The sequence below is a fragment of the Erythrobacter sp. genome, from assembly GCF_039988855.1.
In the GTDB taxonomy this organism is placed as follows: domain Bacteria; phylum Pseudomonadota; class Alphaproteobacteria; order Sphingomonadales; family Sphingomonadaceae; genus Erythrobacter.
In genome coordinates, this window is record NZ_JBDXIY010000015.1 from 675,690 (window position 1) to 696,051 (window position 20,362).

Annotated in this window: 16 protein-coding genes; 8 read left to right on the plus strand and 8 right to left on the minus strand. The window is 55.4% G+C overall.

Translation table 11 applies throughout. The features are described from left to right. Positions 1–19 precede the first annotated feature (19 nt). Positions 20–1,957 (plus strand): potassium transporter Kup, encoded by a 1,938-nt coding sequence (locus ABJ205_RS06180; protein WP_348156297.1) that lies wholly within the window; start codon positions 20–22, stop codon positions 1,955–1,957. Positions 1,958–2,058: 101 nt separating this feature from the next. Here ABJ205_RS06180 and ABJ205_RS06185 read toward each other — a convergent pair whose 3' ends face one another. The 5 genes from ABJ205_RS06185 to ABJ205_RS06205 are packed head-to-tail and all read right to left on the minus strand — an operon-like array spanning position 2,059 to position 7,371. After that, on the minus strand, positions 2,059–2,742 hold the full coding sequence (locus tag ABJ205_RS06185; RefSeq protein ID WP_348156294.1) for an inner membrane-spanning protein YciB: 684 nt from the start codon (positions 2,740–2,742) through the stop codon (positions 2,059–2,061). After that, the gene (gene ftsY, locus ABJ205_RS06190; RefSeq protein WP_348156291.1) at positions 2,742–3,656 is read right to left on the minus strand and encodes a signal recognition particle-docking protein FtsY; all 915 of its coding nucleotides are present in this window, start codon (positions 3,654–3,656) and stop codon (positions 2,742–2,744) included. The genes ABJ205_RS06185 and ftsY overlap by 1 nt, the downstream gene beginning before the upstream one ends. Beyond that, positions 3,653–4,828, minus strand: coding sequence for a MiaB/RimO family radical SAM methylthiotransferase (locus tag ABJ205_RS06195; protein WP_348156288.1), 1,176 nt, complete (start codon positions 4,826–4,828; stop codon positions 3,653–3,655). Before ABJ205_RS06195 ends, ftsY begins: the two co-directional genes overlap by 4 nt. Then, entirely contained in the window at positions 4,825–5,634 is an 810-nt protein-coding gene (dapF, locus tag ABJ205_RS06200) for a diaminopimelate epimerase (protein WP_348156286.1), read from the minus strand. The genes ABJ205_RS06195 and dapF overlap by 4 nt, the downstream gene beginning before the upstream one ends. A gap of 60 nt (positions 5,635–5,694) precedes the next feature. After that, the gene (locus tag ABJ205_RS06205; protein WP_348156283.1) at positions 5,695–7,371 is read right to left on the minus strand and encodes an EAL domain-containing protein; all 1,677 of its coding nucleotides are present in this window, start codon (positions 7,369–7,371) and stop codon (positions 5,695–5,697) included. A gap of 239 nt (positions 7,372–7,610) precedes the next feature. Here ABJ205_RS06205 and ABJ205_RS06210 point away from each other — a divergent pair, with 239 nt between their 5' ends. Continuing rightward, positions 7,611–8,021 (plus strand): EVE domain-containing protein, encoded by a 411-nt coding sequence (locus ABJ205_RS06210; protein ID WP_348156280.1) that lies wholly within the window; start codon positions 7,611–7,613, stop codon positions 8,019–8,021. A 10-nt stretch (positions 8,022–8,031) separates the two neighbouring features. Here ABJ205_RS06210 and ABJ205_RS06215 read toward each other — a convergent pair whose 3' ends face one another. Further along, entirely contained in the window at positions 8,032–9,732 is a 1,701-nt protein-coding gene (locus ABJ205_RS06215) for a thiamine pyrophosphate-binding protein (RefSeq protein WP_348156277.1), read from the minus strand. A 187-nt stretch (positions 9,733–9,919) separates the two neighbouring features. Here ABJ205_RS06215 and ABJ205_RS06220 point away from each other — a divergent pair, with 187 nt between their 5' ends. Further along, entirely contained in the window at positions 9,920–10,213 is a 294-nt protein-coding gene (locus ABJ205_RS06220) for a hypothetical protein (protein WP_348155704.1), read from the plus strand. Here the strand turns inward: ABJ205_RS06220 and ABJ205_RS06225 are convergent. Beyond that, positions 10,210–11,604 (minus strand): MFS transporter, encoded by a 1,395-nt coding sequence (locus tag ABJ205_RS06225; RefSeq protein WP_348155702.1) that lies wholly within the window; start codon positions 11,602–11,604, stop codon positions 10,210–10,212. The two genes, ABJ205_RS06220 and ABJ205_RS06225, sit on opposite strands and share 4 nt — an antisense overlap. 179 nt (positions 11,605–11,783) lie before the next feature. Here ABJ205_RS06225 and pgsA point away from each other — a divergent pair, with 179 nt between their 5' ends. After that, a complete protein-coding gene (gene pgsA / locus ABJ205_RS06230) occupies positions 11,784–12,395 on the plus strand; it encodes a CDP-diacylglycerol--glycerol-3-phosphate 3-phosphatidyltransferase (protein WP_348155700.1) in 612 nt (203 codons plus the stop codon). 72 nt (positions 12,396–12,467) lie between these two features. Here pgsA and ABJ205_RS06235 read toward each other — a convergent pair whose 3' ends face one another. Further along, positions 12,468–13,826 (minus strand): hypothetical protein, encoded by a 1,359-nt coding sequence (locus tag ABJ205_RS06235; protein ID WP_348155697.1) that lies wholly within the window; start codon positions 13,824–13,826, stop codon positions 12,468–12,470. 278 nt (positions 13,827–14,104) lie between these two features. Here ABJ205_RS06235 and ABJ205_RS06240 point away from each other — a divergent pair, with 278 nt between their 5' ends. The 4 genes from ABJ205_RS06240 to ABJ205_RS06255 are packed head-to-tail and all read left to right on the plus strand — an operon-like array spanning position 14,105 to position 20,308. After that, positions 14,105–17,668, plus strand: a complete 3,564-nt coding sequence (locus ABJ205_RS06240; protein ID WP_348155695.1) for a hydantoinase B/oxoprolinase family protein — start codon at positions 14,105–14,107, stop codon at positions 17,666–17,668. Next, positions 17,665–18,369: a DUF969 domain-containing protein gene (locus ABJ205_RS06245; protein WP_348155693.1), complete on the plus strand. Its 705-nt coding sequence runs from the start codon at positions 17,665–17,667 to the stop codon at positions 18,367–18,369. The genes ABJ205_RS06240 and ABJ205_RS06245 overlap by 4 nt, the downstream gene beginning before the upstream one ends. Continuing rightward, positions 18,366–19,316: a DUF979 domain-containing protein gene (locus ABJ205_RS06250; protein ID WP_348155691.1), complete on the plus strand. Its 951-nt coding sequence runs from the start codon at positions 18,366–18,368 to the stop codon at positions 19,314–19,316. Before ABJ205_RS06245 ends, ABJ205_RS06250 begins: the two co-directional genes overlap by 4 nt. Then, positions 19,313–20,308, plus strand: coding sequence for a DUF2891 domain-containing protein (locus ABJ205_RS06255; RefSeq protein ID WP_348155706.1), 996 nt, complete (start codon positions 19,313–19,315; stop codon positions 20,306–20,308). Before ABJ205_RS06250 ends, ABJ205_RS06255 begins: the two co-directional genes overlap by 4 nt. The last annotated feature ends 54 nt before the right edge of the window (positions 20,309–20,362 follow it).

A 20,362-nucleotide genomic window follows, 5' to 3' on the forward strand; every position in this document is an offset into this window, starting at 1 on the left:
AACGGGACAGTCGCACACAATGAGCGAAACCTCAGCAGCACCAGACGGCTCTTCGCTGGATACGCATTCGAGCGGGCACGCGCACAGCGGCTCTAAAACCGCGCTTGCGGTGGGCGCGATCGGTATCGTTTTTGGTGATATCGGCACCAGCCCGCTTTACGCATTTCGCGAAACATTTGCTGGCACCGCCAGCGTGGCGATTGACCGGATGCATGTGCTGGGCGTGGTCAGCCTTATCTTCTGGTCGATGTTGCTTGTGGTGGCGATCCAATATGTGACCATCTTGATGCGCGCCGATAATAAGGGGCAGGGCGGCTCGCTCGCTCTCGTGGCGCTATTGTCACGGCATATGGGCAAATCCTCCTATGGGTGGCTCGTCGTGCTTCTGGGCGTGTTTGCGACCTCGCTGTTTTACGGCGATTCCATGATTACGCCTGCGATCTCCGTTCTATCCGCGGTTGAAGGTCTCACCGTGGTGGATGCGGGACTTCAACAATATGTGATCCCGATTGCGCTGGGCCTGCTTGTCTTCCTATTCATGCTTCAGGCAAGAGGGACCGCCAAAGTGGGCGCATTGTTCGCGCCTGTGATGATCGTCTGGTTCGCGGTTCTTGCCGGGCTTGGTGGGTGGCAGATCATCCAAAACCCCGACATTTTGTGGGCGCTAAACCCCTATTACGCAGTCATGTTCTTTGTGACCGATGGCTTTGTCGCCTTCTTGGCGCTTGGCGCGGTTGTGCTTGCAGTGACGGGGTCAGAGGCGCTCTATTCCGACATGGGCCATTTTGGCCGGGGACCGATGCGATTGTCGTGGTTTGGCTTTGTTATGCCGTGTCTCCTCCTCAATTACTTTGGCCAAGGGGCCATGATCGCAGGGCTTCCCGCTGAGCAGGCCGCCGTTGCGGTGCAAAACCCGTTCTTCTTGCTGGCGAGCGAAGAATGGCGTCTCCCGCTGGTTTTCCTCGCAACGCTTGCGACATTCATCGCCAGTCAAGCAGTGATTTCTGGCGCATTCTCGATCACGCATCAGGCCGTGCAAATGGGCTTTATGCCGCGCCTTTCGATCCTGCATACGAGCGAGACCGAGGGCGGCCAGATTTACATTCCCATCGTCAATTGGGCGTTGATGGTCGCGGTGATTGTGCTGGTGCTGACCTTCCAAAGTTCTTCCAATTTGGCGAGCGCTTATGGGATTGCAGTAACCGGTGCGGTCACCATTGATACGCTTCTCATGGGCCTTTTGTTTGTCAGCGTGTGGAAGTGGAAGTGGTGGTATGCGGCCCCTGTTGTTCTGCTCTTCCTGATCGTTGACGGCGCCTATTTTGCGGCCAACCTCACTAAAGTGCCTGATGGCGGCTGGTTCCCGCTCGCTGTTGGCTTTGTCGCCTTTACCTTGCTCACCACATGGGCGCGCGGGCGAAAATTGATGCGTGCTCGGATGAGCGAAGGGTCGCTCCCGATGGAGATATTCGCAAAGTCCGCCAAGAACTCTGCCTTGCGTGTGCCGGGCACTGCAATCTTCATGGCGAGCACGCAAGACGGAGTTCCTTCCGCGCTGCTTCACAATATCAAGCACAATAAGATCCTGCATGAACGCGTGGTGATCCTCACAGTAGACATTCAGGACGTTCCCTACGTCGATCCTGAAACCCGTTGCGATTACACCGATATGGGCGATGGATTTTACCGTGCGGTGCTGCGCTATGGCTTTATGGAAGACACCAATGTGCCCGAGGGCCTGAAAGGTATGGGGATTTATTGCGGCGGGCATTTTGACATGATGCACACCAGCTTTTTCCTCTCGCGCCAGACGTTGCTGGCCAGTGACAAGCCGGGCATGCCAATCTGGCGAGAGAAGATATTTGCCTGGATGCTGAGGAATTCAGCAAGCGCGATGGACTTCTTCAAGCTGCCTACAAACCGCGTGGTTGAGCTTGGCAGTCAGGTTGAGATTTAAAGCCTTAGGCTCACGATGGATTCGCCCCATGCCGACCAAAGTCGATTTCAAACGCAGGGTGCGTGATCACACTAAGATTGATGGCAAAGCCTAAAGGGGGATTACCCTTCAGCTTTTTCCTCATCATCCTGACCCACATCCAGCCCATGCTTCAACAGCATCGGGAGCTGTGTCAAGGTGAAGAGGAAGGTGAGGGGCAGGAACACCCAAAGCTTGGCCCAAAGCCAGCCTTCGAAATCGAGGTAAAAGCGTAGCCCTTCATTGAGCCCTGCAAGCATCAAGAAGAACACGCCCCAATTGCGTGAGAGTTTGAGCCAACCTTCTTCCGAAAGCCCTTCGAACGCGGCCTCGAGCAATATCTTAAGCAGCGCTTTCCCTTTGAAGAAACCGGCCAGCAAGGCCACTCCGAAAAAGGAGTATATGATGGTGGGCTTTAATTGCACAAACACCGGATCGCCGAAGAATATCGTGAGCCCGCCAAAACCGACGATCAGCGCAGTTGAAAGCCAGAGCATAGGTGAGATTTTGCCAAGGCGAAATTTTGAGAACAACAGCGCGGCAACGGCTGCGACCATAAAGGCGCCAGTGCCGTAGATAATCGCAAGGATCTCGCTTGCTGCATTGGGTTCTGCGGGCGCGTTCCAGCGGTACACTCCGAGAAATACGAGAAGCGGGCCGTAATCGACCGCGACATTGAGCCAGCCTGAGGCGGCTTTCTTGGGCTCTGCTTGAGTTTGAGTGGGTGTTTGCGTCGGTGTTTGCGCCGGTTTCTCTTGTTCAGCCATTACGCCACTCCTGCGATAACGCGCGCGACCAGATCAGGGTCAAAGGGGCGCAAATCTTCCATTTTCTCGCCGACACCAATTGCATGGATAGGTAGGCCATATTGTTCCGCGGCTGCTACCAAAACCCCGCCGCGCGCGGTGCCGTCCAATTTGGTCATGATGAGGCCAGTGACCCCTGCAACCTCTTTGAACACGTCAATCTGGGACAGCGCGTTCTGGCCGTTTGTCGCATCAAGCACGAGGACGACGTCATGCGGAGCCTCCTCGTTGAGTTTACCCAATACCCGGCGAATTTTGGATAGCTCTTCCATCAGCTCTTTTTTGTTCTGAAGCCGCCCGGCGGTGTCCACCACAAGTGCGTCAATCCCGGTGTCGGTTGCCTGTTTCACTGCATCGAATACGATGGAAGCCGGGTCTCCGCCCTCTGGCCCGCGCACAAGGTCTACTCCGGCGCGCGTCGCCCATGTGGCGAGCTGGCCAATGGCAGCCGCGCGGAAAGTGTCACCAGCGGCGAGGAGCACGCCGTAGTCATCCTCGGTAAAGAGGTGGGCGAGTTTGGCGATGGTGGTGGTTTTGCCAGAGCCGTTCACACCGATCACAAGGATCACTTGCGGGCGAGGGAAGGCGGTGATTTCCAACGGCTTTGCAACAGGGCGCAGTATCTCTGCGATTTCCTCTGCGACCGATTCCTTTAGTTCTTGCTGCGTGATCTCAAGGCCAAAGCTCTTGTCTGAGAGCCTTTGGCGAATGCGCGCGGCGGCGGCTGGGCCAAGATCGGAAACGATCAGAGCGTCTTCGAGATCATCCAACGTCGCATCATCAAGCCGCGTCGCAACGCCGGTCAAATTGCTCCCGATACGCTCGGATGTTTTGCGAAAGCCGCTAAAGAGCCGTTCGCGCCAACTTTGCGTCATATGAGCATGCCTCCTTCGAGCGAGCTTGGGGTGAGGGCGATGATTGTGCCCGGGAGGGCGTCTGCAGGACACTGAACCCGTGCGTAAGAAGGCGCATAGCCTGTGCCGTCCCTTTCGGCGAGCACTGGCATTGTTTCGCCCACAAGCGTGTTGAGCCAAGCTATGCGGCGGGACTTCACCGCATCTCGCAATTCCGCAGCCCGCGCCTTTACAACAGCGCGGTCAAGCTGCGGCATCCGGGCAGCGGGCGTGCCGGGGCGCGGTGAATAGGGGAAGATGTGGCCGTGGACGATATCCAACTCTTCGATGATCGAAAGGTTCGCTGCGTGGTGCTCGCCCGTCTCTGTCGGAAACCCTGCGATCAAGTCGGCGCCTATTGCGAGATCAGGGCGGCGAACCTTTAGGCGTTGCACCAGATCAACCGCATCACCGCGAAGATGGCGGCGCTTCATCCGCTTAAGGATCAAGTCGTGGCCATGTTGCATCGAAAGATGAAGATGCGGCATCAGACGTTTTTCTGTGGCGAAGAGTTCGAACAGCACCTCATCAATCTCAATCCCATCGAGCGAAGACATCCGCAGACGTTCGAGCGATGGGAATTGGATTAGGACAGCCTCAACCAGCGCGCCTAGAGGCGGTGCATCAGGCAAATCGTGGCCCCAACTGGTCACGTCGACACCGGTGAGTACGACCTCTTTTGCGCCCAAATCCAAATGATGGCCAACCTCGCGCAGCACCTCTGGGACCGTCATAGAGCGGCTTTTGCCGCGCCCTTGAGGGATCACGCAAAACGTACAGGCATGATCGCAGCCGTTCTGCACCGCAATAAAGGCACGGGTGCGTGTGGGCGGGGGCGGGGCCTCTGGCAGAGATACATTCCAGGCGCGCGGGTCGAGTTTTCGTTCATTGGCGATGAGGCCGTCGACTTCTGGCATATCGGCGATTTGATCGCGCTCAATATCAGCGGCGCATCCTGTGACCATAAGGCGTGCCTCTGGATGCTCGCGGCGGGCCTTTCGGATGGCTTGGCGGGTTTGGCGCACAGCTTCCGATGTGACCGCGCAGGAATTGATCACCACAACATCGCCGCTATCCGCAAGCATCGCTTTCATCCGCTCGCTTTCAGCGATGTTGAGCCGGCAACCTAAGGAGATGACTTCAGCACCGCTCACGCAAAGTCATCCCACTCAAACTCACCGCGGAAACTCTCTGCTGCAGGGCCGGTCATGCGAATATGCTCCCCTTCGCGCCATTCGATGGTGAGATCGCCGCCAGGCAAGGCAATGGTGACGCATTCGCCGACAAGCCCGCGCCTGATCGCCGCCACTGCCGTTGCGCAGGCTCCTGTGCCACAAGCACGCGTTAGGCCAGCGCCGCGTTCCCAGACGTGGAGCTTCAAATGGTCAGGGCCGATGAGACTCGCCACATTCACATTTACGCGGTTCGGGAAAAGCACATCATGCTCAATTTCAGGGCCGATTGTGCCAAGGTCCACCGCGTCCGCATCATCGACAAAGAAAATGACATGCGGATTGCCAAGATTGACCGCAGCAGGGTTTTCTAGCTCTCCCCAACCAACAGGCATGGAGAGCGTGTCCATTGGATAGTCCAGCGGGATCGCATCCCATTCAAAGCGGGGGCTTCCCATATCTACCGTTGCGCCGCCTTGCGACGGTTCCAATGACAGCACGCCGCCAGCGGTCTCAATCCTCGCCGCTTCGCCGTGCAATAGAGCCACTGCGCGCGTCGCATTGCCGCAGGCTTCGACTTCGCCGCCGTCGGAATTGTAGATACGCATAGTAAACGCATGAGCTTGGCTCGGCTCAAGGACGATTAACTGGTCGCAGCCGATCCCGGTATGGCGGTCGGCAATGGCACTTGCAGTTTTCGAACAGATCACAGGCAATGGCGACTCGCGCGCGTCAAGAACGACGAAATCATTGCCAAGTCCGTGCATCTTAATGAAGGGCGTACGCATAGTAAGAGCGCATCTATGCATCGCGCGCGCCAGCGTCCAGTCTTAGTGGCGAATTCGCCTCTACGCAGTGCGGGACTGTGTCCCTTTGTCGGCAGCAATTTCATCTTGAGGGCGGACCGCCTCATGCTGGGCAATATCGCTTTCATTGGGACTGGCTAGTTTTCCAGCCCGAGCCAACCTCTTACGGACCTGCTCGGCGCTTTCAGGACGTCCATAGAGGAAGCCTTGACCTTTGAGTTTGCCCATCTGTTTAAGCTGACCAAGGATCACTTCGTCTTCGATCCCCTCAACCGTCATTGGCAGATCGAGCCCGCGGCCAAGCGAGACGATTGCATCCACGATGGGTGACTTCGCCGTCGGTGAAGAAAGCTCACCCACGAATGACCTGTCAATTTTGAGTCGATCGAACGGCAAGGTGCGTAATTGCTCGAGTGAGGAATATCCGGTGCCAAAGTCATCTAGACTGATTTGGACGCCTTGATTGCGCAGGGAAATGATCATTCCCCGCACCATATCGACATTCTCATGCAGACAGCTTTCAGTGATTTCAACTTCGAGCCGATTGGGCGGGAAATTGTATGTCACCAACATTTTCAGAAGTTTTTGTGCAAACCATGGATCGCGCAATTGCACTGGCGAAATGTTGATCGATAAAGTGAGACTTTTGTCCCATTCGCGCGCATCGACAAGGGCATGCTCGATTAGCTGATCTGAAAGCTGAGAAATAGCCCCAATGTCTTCGGCGACTGGGATGAAAATCTCAGGACTCATCATACCCCAGTTTGGTGAAATCCAACGCGCGAGCATTTCAAAGCCCATAATTTCGCCGGTATCGAGATCGACCTGTTGTTCGTAATAGGGAACAAATTCGCCAGCTTGGAGTCCGTTGCGAATGCCCAGTTCAAGCTCATTGCGAAAGCGCAATTCAGTTTCCATGCTTGGTTCAAACCAGAAGTATCGGTTCTTTCCGTCCTTCTTGGCCTGATACATCGCGATGTCTGCGCGGTGCATCAATACGTCTGAGCTGCATGGCTCGGCATCTGGATCGTTCTGGTCATAATCGCTCGAAAGCCCGATCGAAAGGGTCGCATCGATTGTCACTTGATCAAGCTCAAATGGGGCTGACATTGCTTCGTAAAGGCGAATTACCAAATCATCGACGCGTTCAGGGTGGCGCGGGTCATATGACCATATAAACGCAAATTCATCGCCGCCAATTCGCGCCAGATGAGCATCATTAGGAAGTGACAATTTGATCCGCTTGGCCATTTCGATCAATGTGCAATCTCCGGCCGTGTGACCGTTCATATCATTGATCTGTTTGAAATTATCGAAGTCCACAAGACCGAAGACAACCGCTAGGCCTTGGCTTCTCGCCACTTCTCGCAATTCTTCCGTAACGCTCGCAATACTGCGCCTGTTTAGACAACCAGTTAACGGATCAGTTTCCGCCAGCTTGCGCGCTTGATTTTCCGCATTGCGCCGCTCGCCAATTTCAATTTTCAGCTCGCGATACCGCCGCCAACCGAAAATCACGAGAACGACATTAAGCAAAAGTGCATTGACGAGAAGTGCGTCAGGCCCCGCGCCGACGCCTCGTAAAGCGTTCATTGCCGCGGGAAGGACCGTGCCGCCTGTGCCAACAAACAAAATGATCGCAGCTGTAGCAATGCCAAGCGCGACCAAATCACGGTCCGCACTGCCTTTTAGTTCCTGAAATTTATTGCGTTCTGGCATTGTCAAGATGGCCTTATCGGACCTTTTCATTAACTCATTCACCGTGCGGATTATCAGCCTCGCCATAAAGATTGAGTTAATTCAGCCAGATATTACCTGATGGAGGGGGTTTTAGATTCGGTGCTTCAGTTCAATGAGGCTGGAAGAAATGGCCTTCATGCAGTAAAAGATGGGCAAATCCGAAAGGGTTGGATTGCCGCGCACCTGATGCCCGAATATGATGCAAGGAGATCAACGTTATGTCCCAATATTGGCTGATCAAATCCGAGCCTTTCAAATATGGCTGGGATGATCTGATTGCGGAGAAAGAAGGCGTTTGGGATGGGGTGCGCAACCACTCTGCAAAGCTGAATTTGCGCGCTATGGAAGTCGGCGATCAGTGCTTTTTCTATCACTCGCGAGAGGGCTTGGAGATTGTAGGCATTTGCGAAGTGAGCGTCGCAGGCATTCTCGATCCCACCGATGAGACCGGCAAATGGGCGGCCGTAAAAGTCAAACCGCTGCGCAAATTCGATAAGCCAGTGACCCTTAAACAGATCAAGGCAGAGCCAAAATTGGCGACATGCGAATTGGTACGGTTGTCGCGGTTGTCTGTTGCAAAAATCAACCCTGATGAGTGGCAGCTTATCTGCCGCATGGCTGAGGGTTAGTGAATGCGCGTTAGGCCTTTGCCCTAAGCCCACTCACTGTCGCGCCGCTTGCAGCGAGCTGTTCAACGTCGATTTTCATGTGAATCACACGAAGACCTTGCCGATTCTTGGCCTCGTTAAGAGCTGTCACAAATTGTTCGGTTGTGGCGGCTGCGGCGCTCCATCCGCCAAAACTCGCGCCCAGCATGGCGAAGTCGGGATTGGATAGGCCGGTCCCTGAAACACGGCCCGGATATTCGCGTTCTTGGTGCATACGGATCGTGCCATAGGCGCCATTGTCGATCACGCAGACAAGCAGGTTCACGCCGTATTGGGCCGCGGTTGCGAGCTCTTGCCCATTCATTAGGAAATCGCCGTCGCCGGCCACCGCGACGACGGTGCGTTCGGGATGGCGCAGCGCGGCTGCGACTGAGGCAGGAACGCCGTAACCCATGGCGCCAGCGGTGGGTGCAAGTTGACTTGGATAGCCCGCATAGCGCCAATACCGATGCCACCATCCGGCGAAATTGCCCGCTCCGTTGCAGATAATGCTGTCTTCTGGAAGGGCATCTCGCATAGCGGCAACACACGCAGCCATATCTAGGGCAGGGCCGGTATCTGCGGGTGCGTTAGGTGGCGAGTGGCTGGCCCAGGCTTGCCAATCGGCATTCGCCTGTGCGCCTGCATCAAACGGAATGATGGACGCATCTTCCCAAAGGCTGGCGGCTTCGGTGAATTCATCGACTGAACACGCCAGACCAAGATCGGCACGATAAACGCGGCCCAATTCATCCGGATCTGGATGGACATGGATCAGCAATTGATCAGGATGTTCAAGGGTAAGAACTTCGTACCCATCGGTTGTCGCTTCGCCCAGCCGTGCACCCACTGACAAAACAAGGTCAGCATTCTTCACCCGCTCGATCAGCTTGGGATTGGGGCCGTATCCCAAATTGCCAGCGTAAACGGGCGAGGTTGGATCAATCGCATCCTGCCTGCGAAATGCAGTGGCGACAGGTAGGCCAATACGTTCTGCAAATTGCTGAAACCCAAGGCGGGCCTTAGAATTCCAACCGGCGCCGCCAATAATCGCAATTGGGCTGGCGGCATCTGCGATCATGGCAAACATCGCCTGCATTGCGTCGGGGCAGACAGCTTGAGGAGGACGAGCAACAGCAGCGCGCGGTGAAATGTCGGCAGCGACAGGATCGCAAAGCATGTCCTCTGGCAAAGCAAGCACCACGGGCCCCGGACGCCCGCTCACGGCCACTGAATAAGCGCGCGCGATATATTCAGGCACACGGGTTGGATCATCAATGCGCGCAGCCCATTTGGCGATGGGTCCAAAGAAGGCTTCGAAATTGACCTCTTGGAACCCTTCGCGATCGCGCATGGGGCGGGCAACATCGCCGACAAACAGGATCATTGGTTGCGAATCCTGCATTGCGACATGGACACCGATCGACGCGTTGGTGGCACCCGGGCCCCGCGTCACAAAGGCGATGCCAGGCCGCAAGGTGTCGCCCGCAGCGCTCATCGCGCCATCCGCGCAGGCCATGAAGGCAGCTCCGCCTTCCTGGCGGCAAACCACCGTTTCAATGTTGCTCTTCCCGTGAAGCGCGTCGAGCACCGCAAGAAAGCTCTCACCTGGAACGGTGAAAATTCGGTCGCTCCCTTGCGCTTCAAGGCATTCGACCAAAAGTTCTGCTGCGGTTTTCGTCAATTGCGTCACGGTGTCGCCCTCTTTCGTTGCTGCTGGATTAGCCGGGGGCGGGGACAAGAGCAAACCTTGTGAGCCGGTTTTGCTTAGGACTTGGAGACATGTGGAGATTAACCACAACAAAGGCTTACTGTCCCGCTTCTGGTCAGCCTTAAATGGTCGATCGCTCAAAGGTTAAGAAAGTCTTAAAGCTTGTCCTATGACCATTGCATCTTTGACCGCCGACGGTTTCCTCAACGCTACACCCGCTCCCGAAATTGAGAGCAGGCGCCTTGCCGGTCGCAAACGTCGCGCCTTGGTCTTGACCGATGAAACGTCGCGTCATCCTTTTCGCGCAAGCTTGCCGCGCCATGTCACGCAAGCGCTCTACCTGTCAGAAGATAACGCCGAAACCGCTATGGAGGGTTTATGGCGTCTGACGCGCGATGATGTGCGCGGGTTTGCGAGCGTATATTTCGCGACTTTCGCAGCGGTGCTCGTTTTTATCCTTTAAGCCGGATCGCTAAGTTCGGCTTCTTTTTCAGCGCTATACAGCATCCATCCGAGCCAGGCCGAAACCACGGTCAAGGCAGCCACGAACAGCACCTGATCAACCACAGGAATGCCAATCGAGCTAAACCCGATGGCAATGGCTGAGCCCGTGACCATGCCGAGCGAATTGAGAATGTTGTTGGCCGCAATTGTTCGGCTCGCTGCATCGTCTGCACAACGGGTTGTGAGGAAGGCATAAAGTGGCACAACAAACATCCCTCCGGCCGTCGTCATTCCGAGCAATGTCAACGACAATGGCACCGCCATTGGCTCAAGAATCCAATCAGTCCAGGTGAGTAAAGCGCCAGTTTCATTGATGGGCCATGATTTTGAGATCAGGTAGAAGCCCAGCACGAACCCGCCCATCGCAACAACGGACGCAGCCGAATAACGCGCCGAAACCTTGCCCTTCAAAAGCGCGTTGATGCACACCGAGCCAATCGCGATCCCGAGCGAGAATATCACTAGAAACAAACTCGCAACGTCCTGTGCGGCTGAAAGCTGGTTTTTAGCCAAGGGCAGGAACAAAACGAACAAGACTGCGCCAATGCTCCAGAAAAAGCTGATTGCGATGATTGCGAGCCAAATTTCGCGGTTTTGCGTGGTTTCTTTAATCAGGCGGTAGCTCATGACTGCCTGATCGGCGATGGCTACAAATGGATATCCAAGCCAGCGCTCGATACGGCTTTTCGTCTTTTCTCGGTACGGTTCGAGCAAGGGAAAGTGCATTTCATAGTCGCTCTGTGGCGGGGCATCGGGTACGTATCGAGCCGATATATAACCTACTAAAGCGGTCACGATGATCCCGATAATCGCCCATTCGACAGGGATAACTCCAGCCAGAATGGTACCTGCCAAAATGGCGATATAGGTTCCCGCTTCGACCAGCCCCGTGCCTGCCAGCACTTCTTCTTTGTTCAAGTGTTGTGGCAAAATCGCATATTTTATTGGCCCAAGGAACGCGGACTGCGTGGCCGCGAGAAACGTCACTATCAAAAGCAGCGGAATAGCAATCTCGTAAACCGCAATCCCCATCCAAGCCATGTATAGTCCGACTGCTCCCAGTGCGACCCAGCCAATCTCGCACAGTTTCACAATGCGAATGATGGCGGCCTTATCTCGTGTGTCGGCCAATTGACCAGCAAGGGCGGAAAACAGGACAAACGGGAGGATGAAGATGAAGCTGGCAAAGCCTGAAAATGCGCCTTCAGTGCTCTCGTCATTGAAGATCATATACACCACGAAGAACAAGGCAGCGTAGCGGTACAAATTGTCGTTGAATGCGTTGAAGAACTGGGTGATCATCAATGGCAAGAAGTTCTTCTTGCGCATGAGATGCGTCGATGTTGTCATGTTTTACCTGGCGCCCCGGTCTCTCAGATGGTGTGACATGTAGTGCAATCGATGAGACGCACAAGGGTACAAGTTAGAGTCTGCCCCTATCCAAGGCGAAGAAGGGGGCTGAACCGCGCCTTGGGGAAATCTTGCCTATTTTGCTATTCGGAAATGGGCGCTAAGGACGCTTAAGTACTATGTTGACTTTGCCAAACATCCTTACTTTGTCTCGCATTTTTGCTGTGCCTTTGCTTGGCTTCTTTTTGTGGTGGCCTGATTGGCAGCTCGGTTATCTCATTGGTTTTGTGCTTTATTGTGTGATTGCCGTCACCGACTTTTTCGACGGCTATTTGGCAAGAGCGCAAGGGACCGTGTCGAAATTGGGCGTGTTCCTTGACCCGATTGCAGACAAGATCATGGTTGCAGCGGTGATCCTGATCCTGACCGCGCAAGGGTATTTGCGAGGACCATATGTCGGTGATCTGCATGTGATCGCGGGCGGCATTATTCTCGTTAGAGAGATAACGGTTTCGGGTCTGCGCGAATTTTTGGGCGGCATTCAGGTGTCTGTGCCAGTCACAAAACTCGCAAAATGGAAAACAACTTTCCAGCTGGTCGCATTGGGCGCGCTGATCTTGGGCGGGGCCGTGCATGGACAACCGTGTCAGTCGCTTGAAGCTCCCGACTGCGACACAATTGCGGAAAGCTGGGTCCATGTCGTTGGGCTTGTCAGTCTGTGGCTTGCCGCGGCCCTTACTTGCATCACTGGCTGGGATTATTTGCGGGTTGGCCTCAAACATATGGATTGAGCGCGCGTTTTCGAGGGATACCTCACGCGCGCTCGCCCAGAGCCACCCCCAGGTAGCCGTCAATATGTGCAACTATCGCCGCCTTATGCGCGCAACATTTGGGCTCGCCGAAGCTGTGGCCTTCACTTTGTCTTTGTGCATGCCTTCCATTGTCATGGCATTTGCGCTTGTGAGCATGATCGGCAAATCTCCGGTGCGTTCAGGGTCACGCCGGCGATCCAGAGATTGCTGCATTCGCGCCAGTTTTTCGTGCAATTCGGAATTCTCGCTCAAAAGTTGATCGAATTTATTGGCCTGCCTTTGCAACGTGACCGCGTCTTTCTTTGCGTCTTCCAATTGTGTCTCCAAACGTTGGATGTCGCCATGGGCGCAATCGATGCGGAGGTGCGCCTCTTTCAATTTGTCTCCGTATTCGTGCACCTGTGTCCGGGTTGCGGTGAGGTCGCGTTTGAGTTTTTGAGCGTCTCTCGATGAAATGACATTCTGATCTTTGAGAACGGCATTATCATCGTTCAATGTGTCATTGTTTGCTCGCGCTTCTTCAAGGAGTCTTAACGTCATCCGGTGGCTTTCGCGTTCCTGGCTAAGCCCGTCGTTCAACGCGAAAATTCGGGATTCCTGGGACACCTTAAGCTCGGAATATTTGTTGCCCAAGACGCGGATTTCTTCGCGTGAGCTTTCGGCATTCGATTCAAGGTCGGCAATCTTGTCTTTTGCAGCATCAACTTCCGCTGATTTCTCTAGAACCACCCGCTCTTTGCGCGAAAGGGCATCGGTGATCTCTTCATTTTGATTTTTCAATTGCGCCACTTGCATGCGCAGGTCTTGTTCCTGGCGCATAAGCGCAGCTTGCGCACGCTCACGTTCAACCAGATTGGTCCGCAGACACGAGGCTTCGACCTCGGCTTTGTCTTTTGCCTCTCGCAAGGCCTCAATATCGCGTTTGGCTTCGTTGAGCGATTCCAACGCAGTGTGCAAGCGATCGCCGATCCGTTCCGCTTCTAAAGCGTTGGCGTTCGCCTCGCGTTGGCTTTTTTCATAGTCGGTGCGAATTCTGCCGATCTCTTCTTTCATGCGGCCAACCTCACGTGAAGCCTCTTTGGCTTTGGCGACCTGTGCGATTGTTTCGCGCGATGCATCTTCTAATTTGTCACGCAGGCTTTCAGTCTCGCGGCGCAATGCTGTTGCTTGACCAGCGTCGACCTCGAGCGCGCTCATATCTTCGATCATCTGATCGGCCTCGCGCCGCGCATGCTCAACCTGACGCATAAGCACATCGAGGTTTTCACGCACCTGCATTGGGCGTGTAGTGCGCGGTTGAACGCTCATCGCGGCGCTAACATCATGGTGATTTTCAATATCATCGGAACTGGTGTCATCTTTTGCTTGGCCCATGCCAAGAAGGGATCGGAACTGGAAAGCGTTGGCCATAGTGTCCTCGCATTTAAGGGCTCTCTTGTGAGCAGTGCGCATCTCCGAAAAACTGTGGTGAACGCTTTGCTTAAGAAAAGGGTTACCCGAAAACTAACAAACACAATTGTACTTGAGACCTGAGGAGGAGCCCTGAGGAAGAGCTCTGAGGAAAGGGACTTAGGAGGACCTCGAGTCATTTGATCTGAGGACACGGCACAAGCCAGGGTTTGACCTTGCGGGCAGTGCTTGCGAAGGGTCACCCCAAGCGCGAAAGACCTAAAAGGATACAGCGGACCATGACAGCTTGGCGCTTTGCGATTGATCGCGGAGGGACCTTCACCGATGTGGTGGCGCTGACCCCCGAAGGAGCGCTTGTGACGGACAAGCTGCTTTCAGAAAATCCCGACCACTACGAAGACGCCGCAAGCGAGGCTGTTCGCCGGCTGATGATGGTACACGGGCAGGCCCCAATCGCCGAACTAAGGATCGGGACGACAGTGGCGACCAATGCCTTGTTGGAACGCAAAGGCGAGCGGTTGGCGCTGGTAATCACGCATGGGTTTGGAGACGCGCTTAGGATTGGTACGCAGGCGAGGCCTGAGATTTTTGCCCGGCATATCATCTTGCCTCAGCAGCTTCCTGATCGTGTGGTCGAGGTGAAAGAACGGGTCGGCGTGGGGGGAGATGTGCTTGTCCCGCTTGATGAAGAGGCGGCTCGAGCAGAGTTTTTGCAACTTCGCAAAGACGGCTTCGATGCGATTGCAATCGTTTTGATGCACGGCTGGAAATATCGCTCGCACGAGGCAAAGCTGGCTCAAATCGCGCAGGAGGTAGGCTTTTCCCAAACCAGCACCTCGCACGAAGTCGCTCCGCTCATTAAGCTGATCCCTCGCGGGGATACGACGGTGGTTGATGCGTACCTATCTCCCGTCCTTCGTCGCTATACCGACACATTGCAGGCAGAATTGCCAGGTGCGGAAGCGTTGCGCTTTATGCAAAGCAATGGCGGCCTCGCCGAGGTCGGCGCGTTCCGGGGTAAAGATGCGATTCTTTCCGGCCCTGCTGGAGGCGTCGTAGGGATGGCGGCTGCGTGCGAACCCTTGGGCCATTCAAAGCTTATCGGCTTTGATATGGGCGGAACCAGCACGGATGTTGCGCATTATGCGCAGCGATATGAATTGACCGGCGACAGCGTGGTTGCAGGTGTCCGTGTGGCGGCGCCGATGATGCAAATTCACACGGTTGCCGCAGGCGGTGGCTCGATCTGTGATTTCGACGGCGCGCGGTTTCGTGTGGGACCGCATAGCGCTGGTGCTGATCCGGGCCCAGCGTGTTACCGAAAAGGCGGGCCTCTCACCGTTACCGATTGCAATCTGTTTTTGGGCCGCATTGACCCGGCATTCTTCCCAAGCGTCTTTGGTTCAGGTGGTGAAGAGCCGCTCGATCCGCAAGCAGCGCGCGCTGCATTGGAGGCGGTCGCAGCCCGATTGCCTGAGCCCAAGCCCTTGGATGTGATCGCAGAAGGGTTCCTTGCAATTGCAGTCGACAATATGGCCAATGCAATCCGCAAGATTTCAGTCGCGCGCGGTCACGATGTGACTCAGTATGCGCTTGCCTGCTTTGGCGGGGCAGGGGGACAGCACGCCTGCAAGGTTGCCGACAATCTGGGGATGGCAACCGTTTTAATACATCCTTTGGCCGGCATATTATCGGCGTTCGGTATCGGTCTTGCGCCGGTCAAAGCCATTCGAGAGGTTAGCATTGTAAAACCATTGCGCGGCGGTTTTTCATCCGACCTTGCACAGCTCGAAGATGACGCACGCCGCGCTCTGATAGACCAGGGCATTGGCGCAGATGCGATCCAGATCCAGCACCGCGCAAGACTGCGTTTCGAGGGAAGCGATTCCATGCTTACCGTGGAATGCGGAGAGCTCGCCGGAATGGACGAAGCTTTCCGCCGCATGCACTTGTCTCAATTCGGCTATTCCGACCCAAAAGCTACGGTCATTGTCGAGGCATTAAGCGTAGAGGCCAGCGGCACTTCTGGCGGTTTAGGCATCGCAAAATCTGCCCCAGTATTGGTTGATGGAAAGCCAACCGGCGACTGGCCCACAATCACTCGCGCCTCCATGAACGAGGGGCAAGCGGCCAATGGCCCTGCGCTTATCATTGATCCGGGTTCCACCACGGTGGTCGAACCGGGCTGGCAGGCGGTTTTGGCGCATGATGCAAGCCTCATTTTGACCCGCACAGTGCCATTGGAACGAGAGCGCGCAGCAGGGACGAAGGTTGATCCCGTGCGGCTCGAGATTTTCAACAACCTGTTCATGGCCATCGCTGAAGAGATGGGCGTTGTGCTTCAATCCACTGCAACATCTGTCAACATTAAGGAGCGTTTGGACTTCTCCTGCGCTTTATTCGATGCAGATGGAGCCTTGATCGCGAACGCTCCGCATATCCCGGTGCACCTTGGCAGTATGGGCGATTCTGTCGCCCGTGTGATCGAGGCGAGAGGCGACAGTAGTGCAGGTCAGCCAAAGGACGGGCGCGGTTTCCTTAGAGGGGACGCTTATGTGCTGAACGATCCTTATCGCGGCGGCACGCATTTGCCCGACATCACGGTGATTGTGCCAATTTTTTACAATGATGAGAGCAATGCGCCCGACGCCTTTGTTGCCGCGCGCGGACACCATGCCGATATTGGCGGAATTGCGCCGGGTTCCATGCCGCCTGAAAGCCGGACAATCGAAGAGGAAGGTGTCTTGATCGACAACCTTCTGATGGTGGATCAAGGCGCGTTTCGCGAAGAGGCGGTGCGCGAAGTGCTGGCTTCGGCCAAATATCCCGCTCGTAGCCCTGATCGAAACCTGTCTGATCTTCGGGCCAAGCTTGCCGCCTGCACCAGAGGGGCGGAATTGTTAAGCGGCGCAGCACGCGATCAAGGCGCGGATGTGGTCGCAGCATATATGAACCATGTCATTGCCAATGCCGAAGAAAGCGTACGGCGATTGCTTGGACGTTTGGAAGACGGAGAGTTCACAACTCATCTCGATAATGGTGCTCAGGTCAAAGTTGCCATCCGCATCGACCAAGAAATGCGTTCAGCGGTGTTCGATTTCACCGGGACTTCAGGCCAGCTGTCTGACAATTTTAACGCACCGCGTTCAATCACAAAGGCCGCTGCGCTCTATGTCCTGCGCACACTGATCGATGATGCAATCCCGATGAATGATGGGTGTTTGAAGCCGGTCGAACTGATCGTGCCCGAAGGCTCCATGCTGAACCCGCGGCCCGGCGCAGCGGTGGTGGCGGGCAATGTGGAGACGAGCCAAGCGGTGACGGACACTCTGTTTGCCGCCACGGGCAGGCTCGCGCCCTCTCAGGGTACGATGAACAACTTCACCTTCGGCAATGACCGCCATCAATATTACGAGACCATCTGCGGGGGCTCTGGGGCTGGCCCAGATCATGATGGAACCAGCGCCGTTCAAACCCACATGACCAATTCGCGCCTAACCGATCCGGAGATCCTAGAGACACGGCTTCCAGTCAGGCTTGATGAGTTCTCCATTCGTAAAGGCTCTGGGGGAAAGGGCGGCCACACTGGCGGCGATGGGACAGTGCGGCGTGTGACATTCCTGGAAGAAATGCGTGCCAATATGCTCGCGAACCGCCGTGCTGTGCCGCCTAGCGGGCTTGCAGGGGGAGGTGATGCTGCGCCGGGCCGCAATTGGGTGGAACGCGTGGATGGTTCGCGCAAAGAATTGACCGCCACAGACCGCGCCGAGATGGGTGTGGGAGACACATTCGTCATCCTGACGCCGGGCGGCGGCGGATTTGGACAGGGAAGAGACACATGAATTATTGGCCCCTCCTGGGGATTGCGCTTGTCATCATCGGTTTTGCACTCAAGTTTAACCCTCTCCTTGTGGTGGTCGGCGCCGCGGTTGCGACAGGGCTTTTGGCGGGCATTGATTTCATTGGTGTTGTTGAGGCCTTGGGAAAGGCTTTTAACGACAACCGCTATATCTCTGTAACTTGGATCATTTTACCACTGATCGGCCTGCTTGAACGATACGGCCTTCAGCAGCGTGCGCGGGCCGTTATCGAAGGGATACGGGGTGCGACCATGGGCAAGCTGCTCACAGTCTATCTCCTGTTCCGCCAAGCCACCGCGGCACTTGGTTTGACCAGTATTGGCGGGCATCCGCAAACGGTGCGTCCGTTGGTGGCACCCATGGCCGAAGCAGCGGCAGTCAAGTCGCACGGTGATCTGCCAGACGAGGCGCGTGAAAAGGTCAAGGCCATGTCGGCGGCTACCGATAATGTAGGGCTGTTCTTTGGTGAAGATATCTTCATGGCTATCGCCTCTATCCTTCTGATCCAAGGCGTTTTTGAAAGCTACGGCTACCCGCTGACGCCTTTGCAGCTTTCGGTCTGGGCCATCCCGACGGCGATCTGTGCTTTCATCATTCATGGTTGGCGGATCAACGCTCTCGATAGGAGGCTGGCAAAGGTGCGAGCATCTGAACCGAGCCAAACCGAAGGAGGCGTATCATGATCTCCTATGAATGGCTCTACATCCTGCTTGGCACATTCTTTGCGGTGACATCATTTCTAAGCTTTCGTGGGCAAAATATTGGAAATGCAGCATTTTGGGGTCTGCTCGCGATCAGTTTTTTCTTTGGTTCCCATTTGAGCGATCTACTGAATGGGGCGATTGTGCTGGGACTTGTTGGGATTGCTGCAATGGGCGGATTGAAAAGATCTGACCCAGAAACCACAACGAACGAGCAACGAGAAAACTTCTCCGATAAGTTAGGTAATAGACTGTTTTTACCTGCACTAGTGGTGCCAGTGGTCGCAGTCGCTGGGACGCTTCTCTACAATTTCACACCTCTGGGAGAGCTTGGCCTTTTCGCAGAGCGACAGACGACACTGATCCTTTTTTGTATCGGCGCTATGATCGCGCTTGTCGGAGCGATGCTATGGCTCAAGCCTGCTGTACTTGCTCCAGCTGAAGAGGGGCGTAGGTTGCTCGATTCCATCGGGTGGGCGGCGATCTTGCCGCAAATGCTTGCCGCATTGGGGGCCGTCTTTGCCCTTGCAGGTGTTGGCGAAATCATTGGCGGAATTGCGGGGGCGGCGATCCCCGAAGGAAGCGTGTTCCTTACTGTTGTCGTCTTCGCGCTTGGCATGGCGCTCTTCACGATGATCATGGGCAACGCCTTTGCAGCTTTCCCTGTAATGGCTGCGGCCATTGGCATTCCGTTGTTGGTCGAAGGGTATGGAGGCAACCCGGCCGTTATTGGCGCGGTTGGGATGCTCGCAGGGTTCTGCGGTACTCTCCTCACGCCCATGGCGGCAAACTTCAACATCGTGCCTGCTGCTCTGCTTGAGCTCAAAGATCAGAACGCCGTAATCCGCCAGCAGATTGGCACCGCCGTGCCGCTGTGGGTCTGCAATGTCATTATCATCTATGTAGGAGCCTTCTTGCTATGGAGATGATCCATTCTTTGAATGAAGAAACGGCGCGAAAGTTTGCCCAGATTGCCCTTGGCCACGTGGGTCAAGAATACCCAAACGCGCCGGGCCATGTAATGGTCGAGGATGCCGATGCAAAAAAACCGCGCGCATTGCACCCTGCGTTTTTTGGAAGTTTTGATTGGCATTCATGCGTCCATTCCTGGTGGCTGTTACTTAGCTTGCGCCGCACTTTCCCCAATATGCATGAAGCTCAGGTAATTGGTGATCTGGCGGAAGTAACCTTGACTGAAGAAAACCTTGCTGTCGAACTTGCCTATCTTGATCGGCCCACTGCGCGCGGGTTTGAGCGGCCCTACGGTTGGGGTTGGCTGTTGTACCTTCACCATGAAGCAGAGCGACACAAGGATAAGGCATGGGGGGCGCGATTGGAGCCCTTGGCACGTGCTTTCGCAAGGCGGTTCGGCGAATTCCTGCCGCTTTTGACCTATCCTATTACCGTGGGCACTCATTTCAACACTGCCTTTGCTTTGACGCTTGCCCGTGAATGGGCGCAAGGGCGCGACGCTGAGTTGCTCGCCCTTGTCGATGATTGGGCAATGCGCACATTCGCACATCGGAGCGATTATTCAGGTTGGGAGCCTGGTGGCGATGAGTTTCTGTCACCTGTTCTAACCGCTGCGTGCTTGATGAGCGACGTCACGACGCCAGACGCTTTCCAGCACTGGTTTGACGCCCTCGTGCTCTCCAATGGTTGGATCGAGCGTGAATGCCATCCTGTAACCGTATCGGATCGCAGCGACGGAAAGATCGCGCACCTCGACGGTCTCAATCTAAGCCGGGCTTGGTGCCTTCTACGAACAGCGCGGGCTCTTGACGGTTCGCCAGCCTCTGAGCTTCTAAGGTCGCACGCTGAAGAGCACCTTACAGCGGCAATCCCGCACGTGGCTGGTGACTATATGGGTGAACATTGGCTCGCGAGTTTTGCTTTGCTGGCCCTACTGGAAACCTCTTAGAAACCCATTTTCCACATTGGTTGGACTGCCAAGGTATAAACGCCAGATTAACCC

Coding starts and splice junctions, on each gene's coding strand:
- ABJ205_RS06205 (WP_348156283.1), bottom strand. CDS start 7,371: ATGCCAGAACGCAATAAATTTCAGGAACTAAAAGGCAGTGCGGACCGT.
- ftsY (WP_348156291.1), bottom strand. CDS start 3,656: ATGACGCAAAGTTGGCGCGAACGGCTCTTTAGCGGCTTTCGCAAAACA.
- ABJ205_RS06225 (WP_348155702.1), bottom strand. CDS start 11,604: ATGACAACATCGACGCATCTCATGCGCAAGAAGAACTTCTTGCCATTG.
- pgsA (WP_348155700.1), top strand. CDS start 11,784: ATGTTGACTTTGCCAAACATCCTTACTTTGTCTCGCATTTTTGCTGTG.
- ABJ205_RS06255 (WP_348155706.1), top strand. CDS start 19,313: ATGATCCATTCTTTGAATGAAGAAACGGCGCGAAAGTTTGCCCAGATT.
- ABJ205_RS06245 (WP_348155693.1), top strand. CDS start 17,665: ATGAATTATTGGCCCCTCCTGGGGATTGCGCTTGTCATCATCGGTTTT.
- ABJ205_RS06235 (WP_348155697.1), bottom strand. CDS start 13,826: ATGGCCAACGCTTTCCAGTTCCGATCCCTTCTTGGCATGGGCCAAGCA.
- ABJ205_RS06210 (WP_348156280.1), top strand. CDS start 7,611: ATGTCCCAATATTGGCTGATCAAATCCGAGCCTTTCAAATATGGCTGG.
- ABJ205_RS06240 (WP_348155695.1), top strand. CDS start 14,105: ATGACAGCTTGGCGCTTTGCGATTGATCGCGGAGGGACCTTCACCGAT.
- ABJ205_RS06180 (WP_348156297.1), top strand. CDS start 20: ATGAGCGAAACCTCAGCAGCACCAGACGGCTCTTCGCTGGATACGCAT.
- dapF (WP_348156286.1), bottom strand. CDS start 5,634: ATGCGTACGCCCTTCATTAAGATGCACGGACTTGGCAATGATTTCGTC.
- ABJ205_RS06220 (WP_348155704.1), top strand. CDS start 9,920: ATGACCATTGCATCTTTGACCGCCGACGGTTTCCTCAACGCTACACCC.
- ABJ205_RS06185 (WP_348156294.1), bottom strand. CDS start 2,742: ATGGCTGAACAAGAGAAACCGGCGCAAACACCGACGCAAACACCCACT.
- ABJ205_RS06250 (WP_348155691.1), top strand. CDS start 18,366: ATGATCTCCTATGAATGGCTCTACATCCTGCTTGGCACATTCTTTGCG.